Annotated in this window: 13 protein-coding genes; 5 read left to right on the top strand and 8 right to left on the bottom strand. The window is 66.0% G+C overall.

Translation table 11 applies throughout. The annotated features are described in order from the left end of the window. Positions 1-13 precede the first annotated feature (13 nt). Positions 14-1,231 carry a hypothetical protein gene (locus F3J20_RS04540; protein ID WP_167036212.1) on the bottom strand — a complete coding sequence of 406 codons (1,218 nt, stop codon included), beginning with the start codon at positions 1,229-1,231 and terminating at the stop codon, positions 14-16. 853 nt (positions 1,232-2,084) lie between these two features. After that, positions 2,085-3,296 carry an MFS transporter gene (locus tag F3J20_RS04535; RefSeq protein ID WP_167036215.1) on the bottom strand — a complete coding sequence of 404 codons (1,212 nt, stop codon included), beginning with the start codon at positions 3,294-3,296 and terminating at the stop codon, positions 2,085-2,087. Between the two features lie 389 nt (positions 3,297-3,685). On the opposite strand from F3J20_RS04535, the gene xdhA reads away from it, so the two are divergent. From xdhA to xdhC, 3 genes are read left to right on the top strand one after another with little or no spacing between them, the layout of a single operon-like run. Beyond that, positions 3,686-5,203, top strand: coding sequence for a xanthine dehydrogenase small subunit (xdhA, locus tag F3J20_RS04530; protein ID WP_167036218.1), 1,518 nt, complete (start codon positions 3,686-3,688; stop codon positions 5,201-5,203). A 46-nt stretch (positions 5,204-5,249) separates the two neighbouring features. Further along, positions 5,250-7,625 carry a xanthine dehydrogenase molybdopterin binding subunit gene (xdhB, locus tag F3J20_RS04525; protein ID WP_167036221.1) on the top strand — a complete coding sequence of 792 codons (2,376 nt, stop codon included), beginning with the start codon at positions 5,250-5,252 and terminating at the stop codon, positions 7,623-7,625. 23 nt (positions 7,626-7,648) lie between these two features. Continuing rightward, positions 7,649-8,302 carry a xanthine dehydrogenase accessory protein XdhC gene (gene xdhC, locus F3J20_RS04520; RefSeq protein ID WP_240158605.1) on the top strand — a complete coding sequence of 218 codons (654 nt, stop codon included), beginning with the start codon at positions 7,649-7,651 and terminating at the stop codon, positions 8,300-8,302. An 89-nt stretch (positions 8,303-8,391) separates the two neighbouring features. Here xdhC and F3J20_RS04515 read toward each other — a convergent pair whose 3' ends face one another. The 3 genes from F3J20_RS04515 to F3J20_RS04505 all read right to left on the bottom strand — a co-directional run bounded on the left by F3J20_RS04515 (position 8,392) and on the right by F3J20_RS04505 (position 12,256). Then, entirely contained in the window at positions 8,392-9,471 is a 1,080-nt protein-coding gene (locus F3J20_RS04515) for a LysR substrate-binding domain-containing protein (protein ID WP_240158606.1), read from the bottom strand. Between the two features lie 335 nt (positions 9,472-9,806). Beyond that, positions 9,807-10,466, bottom strand: a complete 660-nt coding sequence (locus F3J20_RS04510; RefSeq protein WP_167036224.1) for a 2-hydroxychromene-2-carboxylate isomerase — start codon at positions 10,464-10,466, stop codon at positions 9,807-9,809. A gap of 221 nt (positions 10,467-10,687) precedes the next feature. Continuing rightward, positions 10,688-12,256, bottom strand: a complete 1,569-nt coding sequence (locus F3J20_RS04505; protein ID WP_167036227.1) for a TAXI family TRAP transporter solute-binding subunit — start codon at positions 12,254-12,256, stop codon at positions 10,688-10,690. 826 nt (positions 12,257-13,082) lie between these two features. On the opposite strand from F3J20_RS04505, the gene F3J20_RS04500 reads away from it, so the two are divergent. Continuing rightward, a complete protein-coding gene (locus tag F3J20_RS04500; protein WP_167036230.1) occupies positions 13,083-13,433 on the top strand; it encodes a BON domain-containing protein in 351 nt (116 codons plus the stop codon). 318 nt (positions 13,434-13,751) lie between these two features. Next, on the top strand, positions 13,752-14,000 hold the full coding sequence (locus F3J20_RS04495; RefSeq protein WP_167036233.1) for a hypothetical protein: 249 nt from the start codon (positions 13,752-13,754) through the stop codon (positions 13,998-14,000). 21 nt (positions 14,001-14,021) lie between these two features. On the opposite strand, the gene F3J20_RS04490 is transcribed toward F3J20_RS04495, so the two are convergent. The 3 genes from F3J20_RS04490 to F3J20_RS04480 all read right to left on the bottom strand — a co-directional run bounded on the left by F3J20_RS04490 (position 14,022) and on the right by F3J20_RS04480 (position 16,595). Then, positions 14,022-14,810: a sulfite exporter TauE/SafE family protein gene (locus F3J20_RS04490; RefSeq protein ID WP_167036236.1), complete on the bottom strand. Its 789-nt coding sequence runs from the start codon at positions 14,808-14,810 to the stop codon at positions 14,022-14,024. A 598-nt stretch (positions 14,811-15,408) separates the two neighbouring features. Then, positions 15,409-16,065, bottom strand: coding sequence for a LysE family transporter (locus F3J20_RS04485; RefSeq protein WP_167282183.1), 657 nt, complete (start codon positions 16,063-16,065; stop codon positions 15,409-15,411). A gap of 380 nt (positions 16,066-16,445) precedes the next feature. Next, a complete protein-coding gene (locus F3J20_RS04480) occupies positions 16,446-16,595 on the bottom strand; it encodes a hypothetical protein (protein ID WP_167036242.1) in 150 nt (49 codons plus the stop codon). Between the last annotated feature and the right edge of the window lie 446 nt (positions 16,596-17,041).

The raw sequence follows: 17,041 nt of genomic DNA, 5'->3' as shown, positions 1-17,041 counted from the left end.
AAGCCGGGCCGCATCAAAGGTTCGGGCCGGAGAGCGAATTCGACGAGGACGTCTTGCCTATTTTGCCGGTGCGATAGGCGTTCTGGCCATAAATGACACACCAGAAGACGAGAAGCGCCACCGCGTTTGCCGTGAACGGCGCATACATGATCCAGATTCTGGGCATGATGAATGGCGACACCGCAATGGCAAGCAGCGTCATGGCCTGCTTGATCAGAATCAGCCGATACCGGCGCGCGGCAATGAACCAGGTGTTCAGCCCGTCGTCGGCGAACATCACGATCGAGCAACCGGCGGCGTAGATCATCACAGGCGCGCCGGCCACGAATTTCGGGCCGTAGATCAGAAGAAACACCGCCGGTCCCACGAACAGGCTGCATACGAAAGCGACGGCCGCGAGCGCGCTCAGATAAACCCCGAGCCGGAGCGCTTTCTGGCGAAGCTGTGCTTCATTTCTCGCGATGAACACCATGCTGGGTGCGAGCGCGAGAGAGAGCGCCGCGCCGACGGAATTCCACTGCTCGACGAGCGAGGCTGCTGCCGCGTAGATACCCAGATCGGCTTTCGACATCAGCATGCCGAGCAGAACGCGGTCTATTCTCAGGATCAGGATGCCCGCGGCGACGGCCGGCCAGAATTTGAGCCCGCGCGTTACCAATGTTTTCGTCACGACTGTATCGCCGAGAAGCGACTTCGGTGTACTGAGCGCTAACTTGCGATAGCGGCGAAATGGCCCGGCCGCGGCCACGATGGCCTCGATGGGCCACGCGATCGAGGCAAACAGCGCGCCGGCCGAAAGGTGAGCGGCGAGAAACAGCCACAGTACCCGGACGCCGCTTGCCAGCGTCTTGGCGCGGGTGATGATCCATGGGCTTTTTTCGGCGTAGGCCATCAGCGAGCCGAGTGCGATCGGTTCCACGATGAGCAGGAAGCTTGCCACGATGGCGAGTTCGGCGCCGGCCCGCGCCATCAGGAACCATGCGCCCACGCAAAAGATCAGCATGACGCCGAGTGTCGAAAAGAGGCGCAGACGGAACGCGCGATAAAACACGATATGGCGCAGCCGCGGATGTTTGCCGAAGATCGGCGCGACGGATTGCGCGCTGAACAGAAGGGCGGTGCTTCCGACCACCGCCGCTAGCGACAACGCGAATTGCAATTCGCCGAACAGGCGCGCGCCGTAGATATTGGCAAAAAGATGATTGCTGGCGATCGCCGCGAGTGTTCCCACGACTTTTTCGCACAATACGCCTGTAAGCGACGAGAAAAGGAGGCGACCTAATGGTTTCACGATACCTCTTCAACCTGTACGTCGTGAAAGCGTGTTGCGTGAAATGAGCCGGACGCGATCGGAGGGAATCCGGCGCAAGGAAGCGAAATCACGTCATCCGTTTTCATTCTTCGTACCGGTTGAGTTTGACCTTCGCGCTCTGTGTATCGGAGGAGCGGGGGTGTGTTAAATCCGATGAGTCGGTCTTCTGACTGGTGAGTGCTCGTGTTGCTCGATACTTCCTTTCAGGAAGCGAGTAGAGATAGGCCGCCAATGAAATGTGGTCCTGTCCGAATTGCGCGATTGTTCCGGACAGGCAAGCGGATTGCGCAACGTTGAATGTGTCTCGTGTTTCAGTCAGTTTCGTGCGGGAACCGGTGCGCAATAGTTCATGACGGTCCGGGCAGGGCCCGTGTCACGCAAACGCAATCGGGAGATACAGACAGCCAGGGGAACTGCCCGTTCGATCCTGCACGGGCAGATACGCGAGACCTATGGCTTTATAGCGTGAGAGTTTGAACGGGAACGTGTCCTGTCGCACATTCCGCCATGACATTCAAAATCTCTAAATTACGCTGTATTGGGCAGACCTGAGAAATGACGCGAATCGGCAGATCGACCGGAGCTTTGACTCTTATGTCGTGGTAACGCGTCGGTCTGGAAATTTCTGCTGGTTTGCGCTGCGGGCGCTATGAGCGGGTTGGAGGTGCTGTGCGAAGCCGGGAGGAACTACTGATCCTGGAGCGCCGGCGGGACGAATACGAACGTCCTGGCCGGCTCGATCGAAACGCATCGATAGCGGGGGAGCGAGGACTCACTGCACTGCGGACAGATTCCCCACCTTCGCATTCCGCAAATACAGCACCGTCGACAACACCACCGCCGCGGCCGCGGCCGCCGCCGCGAACAGAAATACCGAGCCATAGCCGAACTCGCCCGCGATATACCCGGCCAACGGCCCGGTAATGCCGAGCGACAGATCGAGAAACACCGAATACGCCGACAGCGCCGCGCCGCGGCTCGCGGGCGGCACGAGTCCGACCGCCTCGACGCCGAGCGCCGGGAACACGAGCGCGAAGCCGAAGCCGGTCAGCGCGGCGCCCGCGAGCGCGACGTGCGGCTCGGGCGCGAGCCACAGCATCAGGAGACCCGCGCACTCGAACACGAACGACGCAATCGCGACGCGGAATCCGCCGTAGGTCTTGATCGTGTTCGCGAACAGCAGACGCGCGCCGATAAACAGCGTGCCGAACAGCGTCAGCGAGAGTGCCGCATTCGGCCAGTGCCGCGCCGCATAGAACAGCGTGATGAAGGTCGCGATCGAGCCGAAGCCGGCCGAGCCGAGCGCGAGGCCGATGCCGTGCGGCAGCACGCGCGTGAACACGCTGCGGTACGACATCCGCTCGCCGTGGACCAGCGGCACCGGCGCGATCAGCCGCGCGACGTAGTAGCCGAGCGCCGCGAGCGCGATCACCAGAATGCCGAGCGTGGTAAAGCCGATGGCATGCGAAATCGCCACGCCGAGCGGCGCGCCGATCGCGAGCGCGCCGTAGGTCGCAATGCCGTTCCACGAAATCACGCGCGCGTTGTTGGCCGTGCCCACCCGGCCGATGCCCCACAGAATCGCGCCGGTGCCGCACAGGCTCTCGCCGAAACCGAGCACGAGGCGGCCGCAGACGAGCAGCGCGAGGCTCAGCACCGGCCAGTGGCTCGTCAGCGCCGCGAGCAGCAGGAACACGCCGCTTGCGCCACAGCCGAGCAGCCCGATCGACACCGTGCGCTTCGGCCCGAGCGTGTCGGCCGAGCGGCCCGCGAGCGGCCGCGAGGCGAGCGTCGCGATGTATTGCACGCTGATCGCCGCGCCCGCCAGCACCGCGCTATAGCCGAGGTCGTCGTGCACGTAGCCGGGCAGCACCGCGAGCGGAATGCCGATCGTCAGATAGCAAAGGAAGGTGAAAAAAACGACCGGAATGATCTGCAGGGTCGTCGCAAATTCGCTGCGGTTGGGCGCGGAGTCGGTGGACATCGGGAAAACGAGACTTGAAATCGGCGGGAAGGCGTGATTCTCCCATGGAACCGATCCCCTTGCAGAGTTTGCTCAAAAATCGGTCAGATCGACCGGCCTGCCGGATTCATATAAAGGTCCGTTTTGCCGTGCCGGCGTGGGCTTGCAGGGGCTGCGAGCCGGCACCTGTCGTTACCCTGAGTGGCAATAAATCAATAAAAAATATACAAAAGTGGCAAAAATACATTGCCAACATAAGCACGGTGCCACGCAAATTCATCCCGATATCGTCTTGCGGATATGTCCCGCATGCGAATCGCGCTATGGGTTGCCTTTATTGACGGTGATAGTTTTCGAATCATCGCCGTGGCGCGTGCGCGCGGGCACCCAACAGAAGAGAGCAACGAGACATGACTGAGCCGATCCGCTTCTATCACCGCAACGCGATCCGCGAGATCAAAGACGCGCCCGTCACCCGCACGGTGTTGCAGTATCTGCGCGAGGACGCGCATTGCACCGGCACCAAGGAAGGCTGCGCGGAGGGCGACTGCGGCGCCTGCACGGTCGTGATCGGCGAGCGCAACGCGGCGGGCGGCGTCGACTTCAAGGCGGTCAACGCCTGCATCCAGTTCGTGCCGACGCTCGACGGCCGCGCGCTCTTCACGGTCGAAGACCTGCGTCAGCCGGACGGCGCGCTGCATCCGGTGCAGCAGGCGATGGTCGATTGCCACGGTTCGCAGTGCGGCTTCTGCACGCCGGGCTTCATCATGTCGATGTGGGCGCTCTACGAGAAGCACGGCCACGAACAGGGCTGCGCGAATCGCTCCGTGCCGTCGCGCGAGGCGATCGGCAATGCGCTCACGGGCAATCTGTGCCGCTGCACCGGCTACCGGCCGATCGTCGATGCGGCCGAGCGCATGTTCGAGGCGCCTGCGCCGAAAGCGCCGGTCGACGTGAAGGCGCTGGCCGCCGCGCTGGCATCGATCGAGCGCAGCGAGACGTTCCGCTACGAGCACGCCGGCCAGCAATTCGCCGCGCCGCGCACGGTTGCGGCGCTCGCGCAGATCAAGGAACAGGCGCCGGCCGCGCGCATTCTCGCGGGCAGCACCGACATCGGCCTGTGGGTCACCAAGCAGATGCGCGAGCTCGGCAACCTCGTCTATGTCGGGCAGATCGCCGAGCTGCAAAAGCTCGCAACCGGCGACGACTGGATCGAAATCGGCGCGGGTGTCAGCGTCGAAAAAGCGTATGCGGAGATCGCGAAGCAGTATCCGGAGCTGACCGAAATGTGGCAGCGCTTCGCCTCGCTGCCGATCCGCAATGCCGGCACGCTCGGCGGCAATATCGCCAACGGCTCGCCGATCGGCGATTCGATGCCGGGCCTGATCGCGCTCGGCGCGCGCGTGATCGTGCGCGGCGGCGAGATCGAGCGCGAGATGCCGCTCGAAGACCTGTACCTCGCCTATCAGAAGAAGGACATGGCCGAGCACGAGTTCGTGGTCGGCCTGAAGGTGCCGACGCGCGGCGGCGCGCGCGCGAACCTGCGCTTTCGCACCTACAAGCTCTCGAAGCGTTTCGATTCGGATATCTCGGCTGTCTGCGCGGCGTTCTCGTTCATCGCCGATGGCGACGTGATCCGCGAGCCGCGCATCGCGTTCGGCGGCATGGCCGCGACGCCGAAGCGCGCGCTCCATGCCGAAGCCGTGCTGCGCGATGCCGAATGGCACGAGGCGACCGCGCAGGCCGCGATGCTCGCGCTCGGCAACGACTATGCGCCGCTCACCGATATGCGCGCGACCAGCGACTATCGCCTCGAAGCGGCGAAGAACACGCTGTACCGCTTCTGGCTCGAAACGCGCACGAATCGTCCGCTGCCGAAGAACGCGCTCGACGTGCGCGCGGTCGCGCCGGCCGGCGCGAGTGCTTGAGCCCGGCGAGCCCAACGCGCGCTTAAGAAATACGGAGAACACCACAATGAACCAGCAAGCCGAACCGTTCCTGAACGAGCTTCAGGACCTCGACGACTTCACCCAGGTCCACGTCTCGCGTCCGCATGAATCGGCGCATCTGCACGTGAGCGGCCGCGCGACCTATACCGACGATATCCCCGAACTGGCCGGCACGCTGCACGCGGCGCTCGGGCTCTCGGCGAAGGCGCACGCGAAGCTCGTATCGATCTCGCTCGACAAGGTGCGCGCGACGCCCGGCGTGGTCGCGGTCTTTACCGCCGACGACATCCCCGGCGTCAACGACGTCGGCCCGATCGTCCATGGCGACGATCCGATTCTCGCCAACGGTGTCGTGCAATACGTCGGCCAGCCGATCTTTATCGTGGTCGCGACCTCGCACGAGGCGGCGCGGCTCGGCGCGCGCCGCGCCGAGGTGGTCTACGAGGAGCTGCCGGCGGTGCTGACCGCGCAGCAGGCGCGTGCCGCGAACCAGTTCGTGCTGCCGCCGATGAAGCTCGCGCGCGGCGATGCCGGCACGAGGATCGCGCGTGCCGCGCGTCGCGAGGCCGGCGAGATGCTGCTCGGCGGCCAGGAGCAGTTCTATCTCGAAGGGCAGATTTCGTACGCGGTGCCGAAGGACGACGACGGCATGCACGTCTACTGCTCGACGCAGCATCCGACCGAAATGCAGCACCTCGTCGCGCATGCGCTCGGCGTTGCTTCGCATAACGTATTGATCGAATGCCGGCGCATGGGCGGCGGCTTCGGCGGCAAGGAATCGCAGTCGGCGCTGTTCGCCTGCTGCGCGGCACTCGCCGCGTGGAAGCTGCTGTGCCCGGTCAAACTGCGCCCGGACCGCGACGACGACATGATGGTCACCGGCAAGCGCCACGATTTCCACTACACATACGAAGTGGGCTACGACGAAGAGGGCGTGATCGACGGCGTCGCGGTCGACATGACTTCGCGCTGCGGCTTTTCCGCCGATCTGTCCGGCCCGGTGATGACGCGCGCGCTGTGCCACTTCGACAATGCGTACTGGCTCTCCGACGTGTCGATCGACGGCTTCTGCGGCAAGACCAACACGCAGTCGAACACGGCGTTTCGCGGCTTCGGCGGCCCGCAGGGCGCGTTCGCGATCGAGTACATCATCGACAACGTCGCGCGCTCGGTCGGCCTCGATGCGCTCGACGTGCGCCGCCGCAATCTGTACGGCAAGACCGAGCGCAACCAGACGCCGTACGGCCAGGTGGTCGAAGACAACGTGATTCACGAGTTGATCGACGAGCTCGAAGCGACGAGCGATTACCGCGCGCGCCGCAAGGAGATCGACGAGTTCAACGCGAACAACGAGGTCCTGAAGAAAGGGCTTGCGCTGACGCCGGTCAAGTTCGGCATCGCGTTCAACGTCACGCACTTCAACCAGGCCGGCGCACTCGTACACATCTATACCGATGGCTCGGTGCTCGTGAATCATGGCGGCACCGAAATGGGCCAGGGACTCAACACGAAGGTCGCGCAGGTCGTCGCGCATGAACTAGGCGTGGGCTTCAACCGCATTCGCGTGACCGCGACCGATACGAGCAAGGTCGCCAATACGTCGGCGACGGCGGCTTCGACCGGTTCCGATCTGAACGGCAAGGCCGCCCAGGACGCCGCGCACCAGCTGCGCGAACGGCTTGCTGCGTTCGCCGCCGACCGCTACGGCGCGGGCCGCGTCAACGCATCGGACGTGCGCTTCGTGCACGACCGCCTGGTGGTGGGCGACGTGGCCGTGCCGTTCGAGGAAGTGGTCGCGAAGGCTTACCTCGCGCGCATTCAGTTGTGGTCCGACGGTTTCTACGCGACGCCCAAGCTCTACTGGGATCAGTCGAAACTGCAGGGCCGGCCGTTCTATTACTACTCGTACGGCGCGGCGGTGTCGGAAGTCGTGATCGACACGCTGACCGGCGAGATGCGTGTGCTGCGCGCCGATGCGCTGCACGACGTGGGCGCGTCGCTGAATCCGGCGCTCGACGTGGGCCAGGTGGAAGGCGCGTTCATTCAGGGCATGGGCTGGCTTACCACTGAGGAGTTGTGGTGGAACGCGGGCGGCAAGCTGATGACGCATGCGCCGTCGACCTACAAGATTCCGACCGTCAACGACGTGCCGCCGGTTTTCAACGTTCGGCTCTTCAAGAACCGTAATGTCGAGGACAGCATCCATCGTTCGAAGGCGACCGGCGAGCCCCCGTTGCTGCTGCCGTTCTCGGTGTTCTTCGCGGTGCGCGACGCGGTCTCGGCGGTCGGCGGCCACCAGGTCAATCCGCCGCTCAATGCGCCCGCGACCAGCGAGGAAATCCTCAAGGCAGTGGGCGTGGTGCGTGCTGCTACCACGGCCGCGCGGCAGGTGTCACAGTGAGTGTCGAGTTGCGGGAGCGCAGTATGGAAGCATGCCTCACTCATCTCGTGCGCGGCACGAGCGCACCGGGCGACGGCTCGGCAGTGCGGATCGGCCGGCGCTGCGCCGCGTCGGAGCTTGAACCGCGACCGGCGCCGATGCATATCGTGCTGTTCGGCGCGGGGCACGTCGGGCATGCGCTCGTGAAGCTGCTCGGCAGTCTGCCGTGCGTGGTGCAGTGGGTCGATGAACGCGACGAACTGTTCCCCGACGAAACGCCGCCCAACGTGCAGATCGAGGCGACCGACACGCCCGAGGCGATCGTCGACGCGGCGCCGCCCGGTGCCTGGTTTCTCGTGATGACGCACAACCATGCGCTCGATTTTTCGCTCGCGGCGCGCATCATGCGGCGGCGCGATTTCAGCTACTTCGGCATGATCGGCTCGAAGACGAAGCGCGTGAAATTCGAGCGGCGTCTGCTCGATCGCGGCGTCGAGCTCGAGCGGCTCGTGGAGATGACGTGTCCGATCGGCGTCGAGGGGATCGTCGATAAAGCGCCGGCGGCGATTGCGATTGCCGTGTGCGCGCAGTTGCTGCGGTTGAGGACGCAGCGGGCTACCGCGGCACCGGTTGACGGGCAGGTGCGGATTCGCGACGCGGATGTTAGCGAGCGGGCCGTCGTGCCGGCCACGGCGTAAAGCAGGGCACCGTTACGGCAAGACCACGGCACGGTCGCGGCACGATGACGGCGCAAGGAGTTTGCGCGAGCGTTCGATGAGGCCGGCGTTTATGCGCCGGCCTCATCGCTTTTTTGCGGCGGCGTTTTCGCCTGGGCTGTCGCGCGGCCTTTCGTCTCGGCTTCCGTGCGTGCTTCTGTCCGCACTTCCGTCGCCACGGCCGTGCGCACCCTCGGCGACCCCGGCTTCGCGCGCGGCATTTTCCGCGCGACCAGTTCATCCGATACCCCGGACATCAACGTTCTCAGCCAGCCGACGTCGCTCGGCCGATCCGGCTGCGGATGCCAGAGCTGATAGCACCGGATGCGCGGAAACGCGATCGGCACCTCGACGACCGCGAGCGGCAGCATGCTCGCGTAGTGCATCGCGAAGCGGCGCGTCGTCGTGAAGATCAGGTCCGATTGCAGCAGCGTTTGCGGCACGAGCCCGAAGTAGGGCAGCGTCGCGACGATGCGCCGCTCGGCGCGTGCTCGCGCGAAGCCGGTGTCGATCGCGCCGCCGCGCGCGCCGCTATACGGCGTCGGCGCGAGATGCGGCGCGGCCAGATACGCTTCGCGCGTGAGCGGCGCGCGCGTCAACGGATGATCGGCGCGCATCATGCACACGACGGTATCGGCGAACAGGTCGCTGCGCTCGAAGCGCGGATCGGGCTTCGGCCAGTTGCCGATCACGAGATCGAGTTCGCCGGCGTCGAGCGCGGCCGCATGATCGAGCAGCGGTCCCAGCGATTCGATTTCGAGCCGCGCGTGCGGTGCCGCTTCGCGAAACCGCGCGATCACGGTCGGCATGAAGAAGTCGTTCAGATAATCGGGCGCGGCGACGCGAAAGGTGCGGCGCGAGCGGCCCGGATCGAAGTCGCCGTGCGGCGTGGCGACGAAATCGACGTCGCGTAGCACGCGTTGCGCGGCCGCGAGCAGCGACTCGCCGTATTCGGTCGGCACCATGCCCGACTTGCCGCGCACCAGAATCGGATCGCCGAGCGTTTCGCGCAGCTTGCGCAGCGCGGTGCTGATCGCGGGCTGGGTCTGGTTCAGACGCTGCGCGGTCTGCGTGACGCTGCGCTCGACGAGCAGCGTGCGCAGCACGCGCACGAGCCAGATATCGAGTGAGGCGGCGGCGGTGTCGTCCATGATGAAAGCGTGGCGCGGGCGGTCCGGGGCGGCGTGAAGCATGATGCGGGGGCCGTCCGCCGCGCGGCGCGTGCGTGAATACGAAGGTTATAACCTTAGGCCCGTTTGCGGGTGAGCGGCATAGCGGGCGCGGTATGGCGGGCATCAGCGCAGCGGGTTGCCGTGGTGGCTTCGCGCGAACTGAGGCAGGCAGCAAAGCCGCGATGCCGTGACGCCGGTGTGGAAGCGGGAAGCCGGCACCCGAACCTCCTGAGGCTTGCAATGCGACTCACCCCATGCCGCCCGCCGGCCGCGCACATGCGTTCATGCCGGCTCATAGGCACACTCGTGCTCGTCTACGTCTTCTCGACCGGCTTGTCCGGCAGCCCCCACGGTAGCGAACTGATCCGCTTCACCTCGCGCGACTCGAGCCAGTTCGGCGTGCGCGCGCAGTACAGCACCATCGGCAGCGCGTCCTCGCCCCAGAACAGCTGGTCGTTCAGACGAAACGTCGGCACGCCGTACACGCCGAGGCTGATCGCGTCGGCGGTATTGCGCTGCAACTGCGCCTTCGCGGCCTCGCTCCGGATCAGTTCGGGGCCGTCCGGCTGGCCGACGCGTGCGCACAGTTCGGCGAAGGCTTCGTCGCTCGACGGATCGCGTCCCTCGCGCCAGATGAAGCGGAAAATCTCGCGCACGAACTGGACGTCGCCGTTCGCGGCCGTGGCGAGCAGCAGCGGTTTCATCGAATCGAACGGATGCGCGGGCGGCATCCTGTACGGAATGCCGAGCTGTTCCGCGCGAAACAGCGCGTGCCGGTACATGAACGTGCGCTTGGCGGGCACGCTGTACGCCGAGCGCTGGCCCCAGTGGCGATACAGATCGTTCAGCACGACCGGCGTGAACGCGAAGTCGAAGCCGGGCCATTTGTCGTGTTGCTCGAGCAACAGGTAGGTGAACGGCGAGACGAAATCGTAGAACCACAGCGGCTGTTGGGCGTCGATGCCAACGGTCATAAATGTCTCCCGGGTACCTGCTTCAGGACGGCGCGGACGGTGCGTCTGCTATTCCGTCGAAATCGTAACGATCTTACGCGGTGCGGCCCGCGCTTGCACCGGTCGATATCCCCTGGTGCAAGCGGGGCGCCGGTTTGCGCGGCTGCGTGCGGTGAACGAGGGGCAAGCCGCGCTGGTGCGAAAGGCATTCGAGGCGCGGGTGGCGCCGGCCTGCCGTGTGTTCAGTCTTTAAGGTCGCCGTCCGCTTCGCCGCTGCCGCGCGGATCTGCGCCGCTCTCCGCGTTCCGGCTCGTGCGGCCGCTGGTGTCGCCGCTGGTGTCGCCGTTTGCGGCACGGCTTGCGCGCTCGTCCGCGGCAACCGTCGGTCCCGTCGCCGGCTCCGTCGCGGCTTGCGCTGTCCGGCCGTCCGCTTCATCCGTGTCGTCGACCTCGTCCAGCACGCCTTGCGTGTCGCGGCTCGCCATGAGCCGCCGCCGCACGAAGCCGATGTGCTCGCGCAGCACGTAGAACTGGTCCGCGTAGGCGAGCGGCATTTTCATGCCGTTGACCGAGTCCTCGATCGTGTCGAGCCGCTCGATCAGCGAGGTGCGCTCGGCGGCCGAATGCTCGCTGAGCGCGCTGCGCTCGATCGCGATCAGCGAGCCGTACCAGCGATAGATGCGCGACTTGACCCGCCATGCGTAAAGCCCCGGCACGACGCGCAGCGCCGGCACGAGCAACACGATCAGCGGCACCACGACCACGAGCAGCCGGTCGGCGAGGCTTGCGATCCAGAACGGCAGCGTCCGGTACAGGAAGCTCTTGCCCGACTTGTAGTAGCGCGCGGCGTCGTCGGAGAGCGGGAAGTCGTGCGCGATCGGCGCGGGGAATTCGCCGGCGTGCTGCATGACCGTCGCGTGGCCGTGCACCTCGCGCGCGGCTTCGATCAGCAGATCGGAGAGAGCGGGATGCAGCGAGTCGCGCGCGACGAACTCGGCGGTCGGCGCGACGATGTTGATCGAGTTCGCCGGCAGGTTTTGGCCGAGGTCCAGCGAACCCATCGGTATCTTCAGCTGGGTCAGATACGGAAAGCGGCGTGTGTACGCGTCGGCCTGCGTGAAATCGTAGAAGCGGATGTTCTGCGTGCGGTAAAGCTTGCCCATCACGGCGGGCTGCGCCGAGTCGCCGGCGAGAAAGGCCGCGTCGATCTTGCCGTCGATCAGCGCGTTGGCGGCTTCGTCGCCCGAGAGCGGCAGCAGCCTGGTCGCCCCGCCCGGCACGATGCCGTTGGCCTTGAGCAGCGCGAGCGCGAGTTCGCGCGTGCCACTGCCTTCGGCGCCGATCGCGAGCCGCTGGCCCTTGAACTCGGAGAGCCACTGCACGGGCGCGCCGCGATAGAAGATCGCGAGCGGCACGTAGGCGACGCTGCCGAGCGACATCAGATCCTTGCCCGCCGTGCCGGGCGTGACGCCGCTCTGCACGAAGCCGACGTCGACGTTCGAATTCGGGTCCGAGAGCCGCTTGAGGTTTTCGAGCGAGCCCTGCGAGTCCAGCACGTTCAGCGTGATGCGGTTGCGCGCGAGGATCGTCTTGTACTTCTGCGCGGCGTTCCAGAACGTGCTGCCGACGGGGCCGGCGCTGATCGTCAGCGTGCTCGGCGGTGCGGGCTGGATGAGCCGCACGGCGGCCCAGATCGCGACGATGGCGAGCAGCACGAGTGGCCCGAACGACACCGCGAGGTCGCGCCACGAGATCGCGACGAAACGGGCGACAAGACGAGGGGGACGGGTGCGGCCGGTGGCTGGCTTCATCGGATCAGGTGGCGGCGGTGGTCGTGAGGGCGAACGTGCGACGGTGTTGCGAAACGGCGAAACGGCGAAACGGCGAAACGGCGAAACGGCGAAACGGCGAAACGGCGAAACGGCGAAACGGCGAAACGGCGAAACGGCGAAACGGCGAAACGGCGAAACGGCGAAACGGCATCTGGCGGCCGGAGCGGGCGCGGCCCTGTGCAGGCGGGCTGCGGGTCGCCGTCACCACGCGTCGCGCCGATGGTACCTGAGATTCGCGCGACGGCGAAACACGCGGCGCGGCGGTGCGCGGACAAAGCCGTAACAAATCGTGAACTCCACATGCGCTGGATGTGAGCGGCGTCTGAATCGCAAATGGGCCGTTAATGCAACGCAAATCAGCCGCGAGCCAGCAGCAATTGAGCCGCAAATCAGCCGCCTGCGGGCCGTCCGCGCATGGCCTCGCCCGTTCACTTTGCATTCCGGCATCCGCTGTCGCCGCGCCACGCCCGCCACTAAACCCTTTGCGCTTCTGTCCCGGCTAGATTAAATTGTGGATCGCTACCGCGAGCCAACGTTTGCGCGGCGCGATCCCGGCATGGCGGACAAGAACCGGGGGCGCCGGCGAATTTCGCGGTTTGCGGGTTCCCGTTCCGGGTCCGCGCGCCGTCCTGACCGGGCGGCACACGACGGACAGGGCGGCAGCCGGCCTCTCTCGCCTCTTGCGCACCGTGTCGTAGCCTTAACCGGTCGTCGCCGAAGCTCGCTTCGCGCCACGCCGGTTGCCCGTAGTCGTAACGAAACCGCTTGAGATGCGGTCCAATGTGAAATCAAGGAGAAGAGAGCTATGAAAACGGTCGGTGTTCTGAAAACGCTGGGTTCGGTGGTGGCAATGGTGGTGGCGTGCAACGTGTACGCTCAGGCAAGCGCTCCGGCAACGGATTCGACCGCGGCCACAGCCGCCAGCGTCAAGGCCGGCAAGCGCGCGAACCACCAGCTCGGCCGCAAGGTGCGTGCCGCGCTCACGAAGACCCAGGGTCTCGACGTGTCGAACATCGCCGTGCGCGCACGCGGCGGCGCGGTGACGCTGACCGGCTCGGTGCCGAGCCAGGGCCAGATCGATGCGGCCGGTACGGCCGCGAAGGGTGTCGCCGGCGTGACGTCGGTCTCGAACAAGCTGACCGTCATGCAGCAGTAAGCGCCACGGCGCACGCGCGGCGGCTCGCAAGGCCGCGCGTCGCCGGGTGCGGGTTCGTGGACTGCCGCGAACGATCGACGCAGAATACGGCTCCGGCTCATCGCCGGAGCTTTTTTTTCGCCTGCGCCTTTGCCTTCGTCGTTACCGGCCGGTTGCCGATTGTGCGGAAGCGTCGCGAGAACCGGACGACCGGGCTGCCGATCCTGGCGAGCCGCGCGATTGCGCCGCCGTTCTGACTCCGTTCCGGATTGGTGCGCTGCGACACAGTGCTGACGCACGCCGAGGCGTACTGTGACGTCTGGAACGGGAGCCGACGTCATGAAAACCACGCTGTTTCGCTATATCGATCTGCCGATCGGCGATCGGGCCGCTTTCGAGCTCGTGTGCGCGCGCCATGGCTTCGCACCCGCGCATTTCGACATCAGCGCCAGCGTGAGCGCGGACGAGCCCGCGCCCGAGCGTCTCGTCACCGTGCGGCGCGGCGGCTGGGCGCAGTCGTATCCCGATCGTCACGGGCAGTGGATCAGGCAGTTCGACGCCGATCTGACCTGCCGCTATTTCAAGTAGACGCCGCGCCGGCGCTCGGCGTCAGGACAGCACGAGCCTGACGCCGACCAGCGTCAGCGTGGCCGCCAGCAGATTGCGCAGCAGCGCATCCGGCGCCCGCGACGACAGATAGCTGCCGATCGCGATCCCCGGCAGCGAACCCACCAGCAGCGACAGCAGCATCGACCAGTCGACCGAGCCGAGCAGCCAATGGCCCGCGCCCGCGAGCAGCGTCAGCGGCACCGCGTGCGCGATGTCCGAGCCGACGATGCGCGTGGTCGGCAGCAGCGGATACAGCAGCAGCAACACCGTCACGCCGATCGCGCCTGCGCCGACCGAGGTCAGCGACACCAGCACGCCGAGAACCGCGCCCGTGAGCATCGTCAGCGCGAGCGTGCGCCCCTGGCTCGGGGCGCGCTGCTTGCGTGCCCCGAGTGCCGCGAGCTGCGGGCGGAACACGAGCGCGATCGCCGTGATCAGTAGCGCCGTGCCGAGCACGACCTGAATCAGCCGGCTCGCGCCGGGCGTGTCCATGCCGTGCCGATGCAGCAGGATCAGCGTGACCGTGGCCGCCGGCACGCTGCCGGCGGCGAGGCGCAGCGTGATCTGCCAGTCGACGGAGCCCTTCAGTCCGTGCACGAGCGTGCCGGTTGCCTTGGTGGCGGCCGCGTAAAGCAGGTCGGTGCCGACGGCGGTGGCCGGATGCACGTTGAACAGCAGGACGAGGATCGGCGTCATCAGCGAGCCGCCGCCGACGCCCGTCAGCCCGACCAGGAAGCCGACGAACAGGCCGGAGAAAGAGTACAGCAGATCGATGTGGGGAAGTGCCATTGAACGGACAGCTGACTGATCGGTGGTGAAGGGTTGGGCGGCAAGGCCGGCGGGTTCGCCGGGGCGGGGGGCGCAGCTTGTCGGCGGCTTGCCGCATGGCCGCTGCCGGATGCGGTCGCGCTGGCGGTCCCGCCGCCGGCTGATGGCCGGCCGGTGGCTGCCGCACGGCGCCGCGGACCGTGAAGTCGAGGGGGCCGTACCGGTTGCCCGGGCCGCCGCCTGCGCGACGAAAGGCGCTATTGTCGCAAAACTGCCGCTCCCGCGTGCGGGATGTGAGTCCGGGTGTGGGCGGCATGCTGGAGCGGGCGCTGTGCGGCGTGCGGCATGAGGGCGTTGCGAGTTGCGTTCGATGGCGCGCGCAGCGTGCAACGCAGGGGTGTTGCATGCTGCATTGGGCCTGCCCGGAGTGCGGCGCCAAGCGAGTGCGCCTCATGTCGAGCCGGGACCCGCTACCTGCTCGGAGCGCAAGGCGGGTGCCGCGTTGTTGCATGGCGCGCTGCGTGGAGCGGTAAAGCGAGAGCACCGGGCACACCGGGCGCACCGAGAGCGTGCCCAGCGCGGGCAGTCCGATTTTCCCACATGCCGCCTCAGCCGCCGCTCAAAGCGCCCGGCGAATCTCGACCACGCCGAACACCGCGAGCATCAAGCCGACCATCCGGTCGATTGCGCCGCGCAGCTTCGTGCCGATCGCATGGCGCGCGAGCGATACCACGGTCACGAGAAAACACCACCACGCGATCGAACCGGCGAATACGCCGCCGACCGTCGTCAGCGCGATGGCCGGCGAGAACGCACCGCGTGGCGCGAGCGTCGTGAACAGCGCGGCGAACATGATGACGGTCTGCGGGTTGGTCAGCGTCAGCAGCAAGGCGCTCGCGTATGCGCGCAGCGCGCCGGCGCGGCCGATCTGGGCGAGCCGGCCGTCACCATGGCCATGGCCGGCGGCGCCGTTGGCGAGGTCGGAGGAAGGCTTCTGCAGCAGCGCGCGCACGCCGAGGTACAACAGGAACAGGCCCGCGAGCAGATGCAGCGGACGGTCGTAGGCGAGCATGAATTGCGAAATGCCGACGAGGCCGAGTGCCGCGATCAGCCCGTAGGCGGCGTCGCCGCTCGCGATACCGAAGCCGATCGCGAGCCCGGCGCGCGGGCCGCCAGTCAGCGTGCGGCGGATACACAGCATGCCCATCGGACCGATCGGCGCGGCGATCGCGAGGCCGACGCCCGCGGCGGTGAAGAAGAGACTCGTGGTGGACATGGACGGGTTCCCGGACGGTTGTTCTGATGGGGCGTGTCGATTGCGCCGACGAGGGGGCTCGTCGTTGCGTGCCGATATCGAGGTGGTTCCTTGAACTCGGCGCCGCTCGTGTCGTCAGCGGTGTTTGTACGTTCTACGGCTTGTGCGGCGGTTCGACGAGCGGCGCGAGACGACTTGCCGCCGGCCGCGCGCCTCGCAGTCGGCGCATTCGCGAGCATAGCGACACCGAAAATAGCGGGCAAGCGCGACGAACGCGATGTGCGGGCTCATCGCGTGTATTGAGCCCGTCATGGGAGACGCGGCGAAACAGCCTCGGCGGCGTGCGTTCCATTCAGCGTTGCACGGTTCCGCCAGGCTCGTGCGGACGCCGCGAAAAAAAGCTAGGCGTCGCGACGGGTTTCATCGGCGTGCTCGAGCCGTCCCGATACGTTCGCGAGCAGCAGCGCGAACAGTACCGCGCCGATCGTCGCGAACAGGAGCGCGCCAATCAACGCGGCCAGTATCAGCATGGTCCATGTCAGGCCACTCATCTATACGGCTCCAGCGTGTCTTTGCGGCATCGTAACCCGTACTCGCCTGACGCTTATGTGCGCTTGCCCGCTGGAAAACCGTGGTCGCACGTATGCCGTGCTCACGGAAAGCCGCAAGACCGCGGCGGTTTGCCTTGACTTGCCGCGCCGGCGCGTGCGGAAAAGACCTAGTCCGTTTCCGCAATTCCATGGCGGAATCGAACCGGGTTCCGCTCGACACAATCCGCCACCGGTCCTTCGATTGTCGGCGGGCTAACGCCATCCGATTTTAATGTTTCATGTCTGAAACATTAATTGTTGTTTTGTGTATTCAAGGCTTTCATTGGAGAATAATTAAATAATCTATTCACCTTCCAATGCATTTAAATTGGATGAGGAATTGGCTTCGTTGCGCCGCCTGGCCGGTATCTTCAGGAGAACGCAGGCGTTCCGGCGGCACGGCGGCT

The organism is Paraburkholderia sp. Cy-641, assembly GCF_011752945.1.
Lineage (GTDB): Bacteria > Pseudomonadota > Gammaproteobacteria > Burkholderiales > Burkholderiaceae > Paraburkholderia.
The sequence above is the reverse complement of the archived record's forward strand: the minus strand, read 5'-3'. Positions and strand labels throughout refer to the sequence as shown.

Coding starts and splice junctions, on each gene's coding strand:
- F3J20_RS04535 (WP_167036215.1), bottom strand. CDS start 3,296: ATGTCCACCGACTCCGCGCCCAACCGCAGCGAATTTGCGACGACCCTG.
- xdhA (WP_167036218.1), top strand. CDS start 3,686: ATGACTGAGCCGATCCGCTTCTATCACCGCAACGCGATCCGCGAGATC.
- xdhB (WP_167036221.1), top strand. CDS start 5,250: ATGAACCAGCAAGCCGAACCGTTCCTGAACGAGCTTCAGGACCTCGAC.
- xdhC (WP_240158605.1), top strand. CDS start 7,649: ATGGAAGCATGCCTCACTCATCTCGTGCGCGGCACGAGCGCACCGGGC.
- F3J20_RS04515 (WP_240158606.1), bottom strand. CDS start 9,471: ATGGACGACACCGCCGCCGCCTCACTCGATATCTGGCTCGTGCGCGTG.
- F3J20_RS04510 (WP_167036224.1), bottom strand. CDS start 10,466: ATGACCGTTGGCATCGACGCCCAACAGCCGCTGTGGTTCTACGATTTC.
- F3J20_RS04505 (WP_167036227.1), bottom strand. CDS start 12,256: ATGAAGCCAGCCACCGGCCGCACCCGTCCCCCTCGTCTTGTCGCCCGT.
- F3J20_RS04500 (WP_167036230.1), top strand. CDS start 13,083: ATGAAAACGGTCGGTGTTCTGAAAACGCTGGGTTCGGTGGTGGCAATG.
- F3J20_RS04495 (WP_167036233.1), top strand. CDS start 13,752: ATGAAAACCACGCTGTTTCGCTATATCGATCTGCCGATCGGCGATCGG.
- F3J20_RS04490 (WP_167036236.1), bottom strand. CDS start 14,810: ATGGCACTTCCCCACATCGATCTGCTGTACTCTTTCTCCGGCCTGTTC.
- F3J20_RS04485 (WP_167282183.1), bottom strand. CDS start 16,065: ATGTCCACCACGAGTCTCTTCTTCACCGCCGCGGGCGTCGGCCTCGCG.
- F3J20_RS04480 (WP_167036242.1), bottom strand. CDS start 16,595: ATGAGTGGCCTGACATGGACCATGCTGATACTGGCCGCGTTGATTGGC.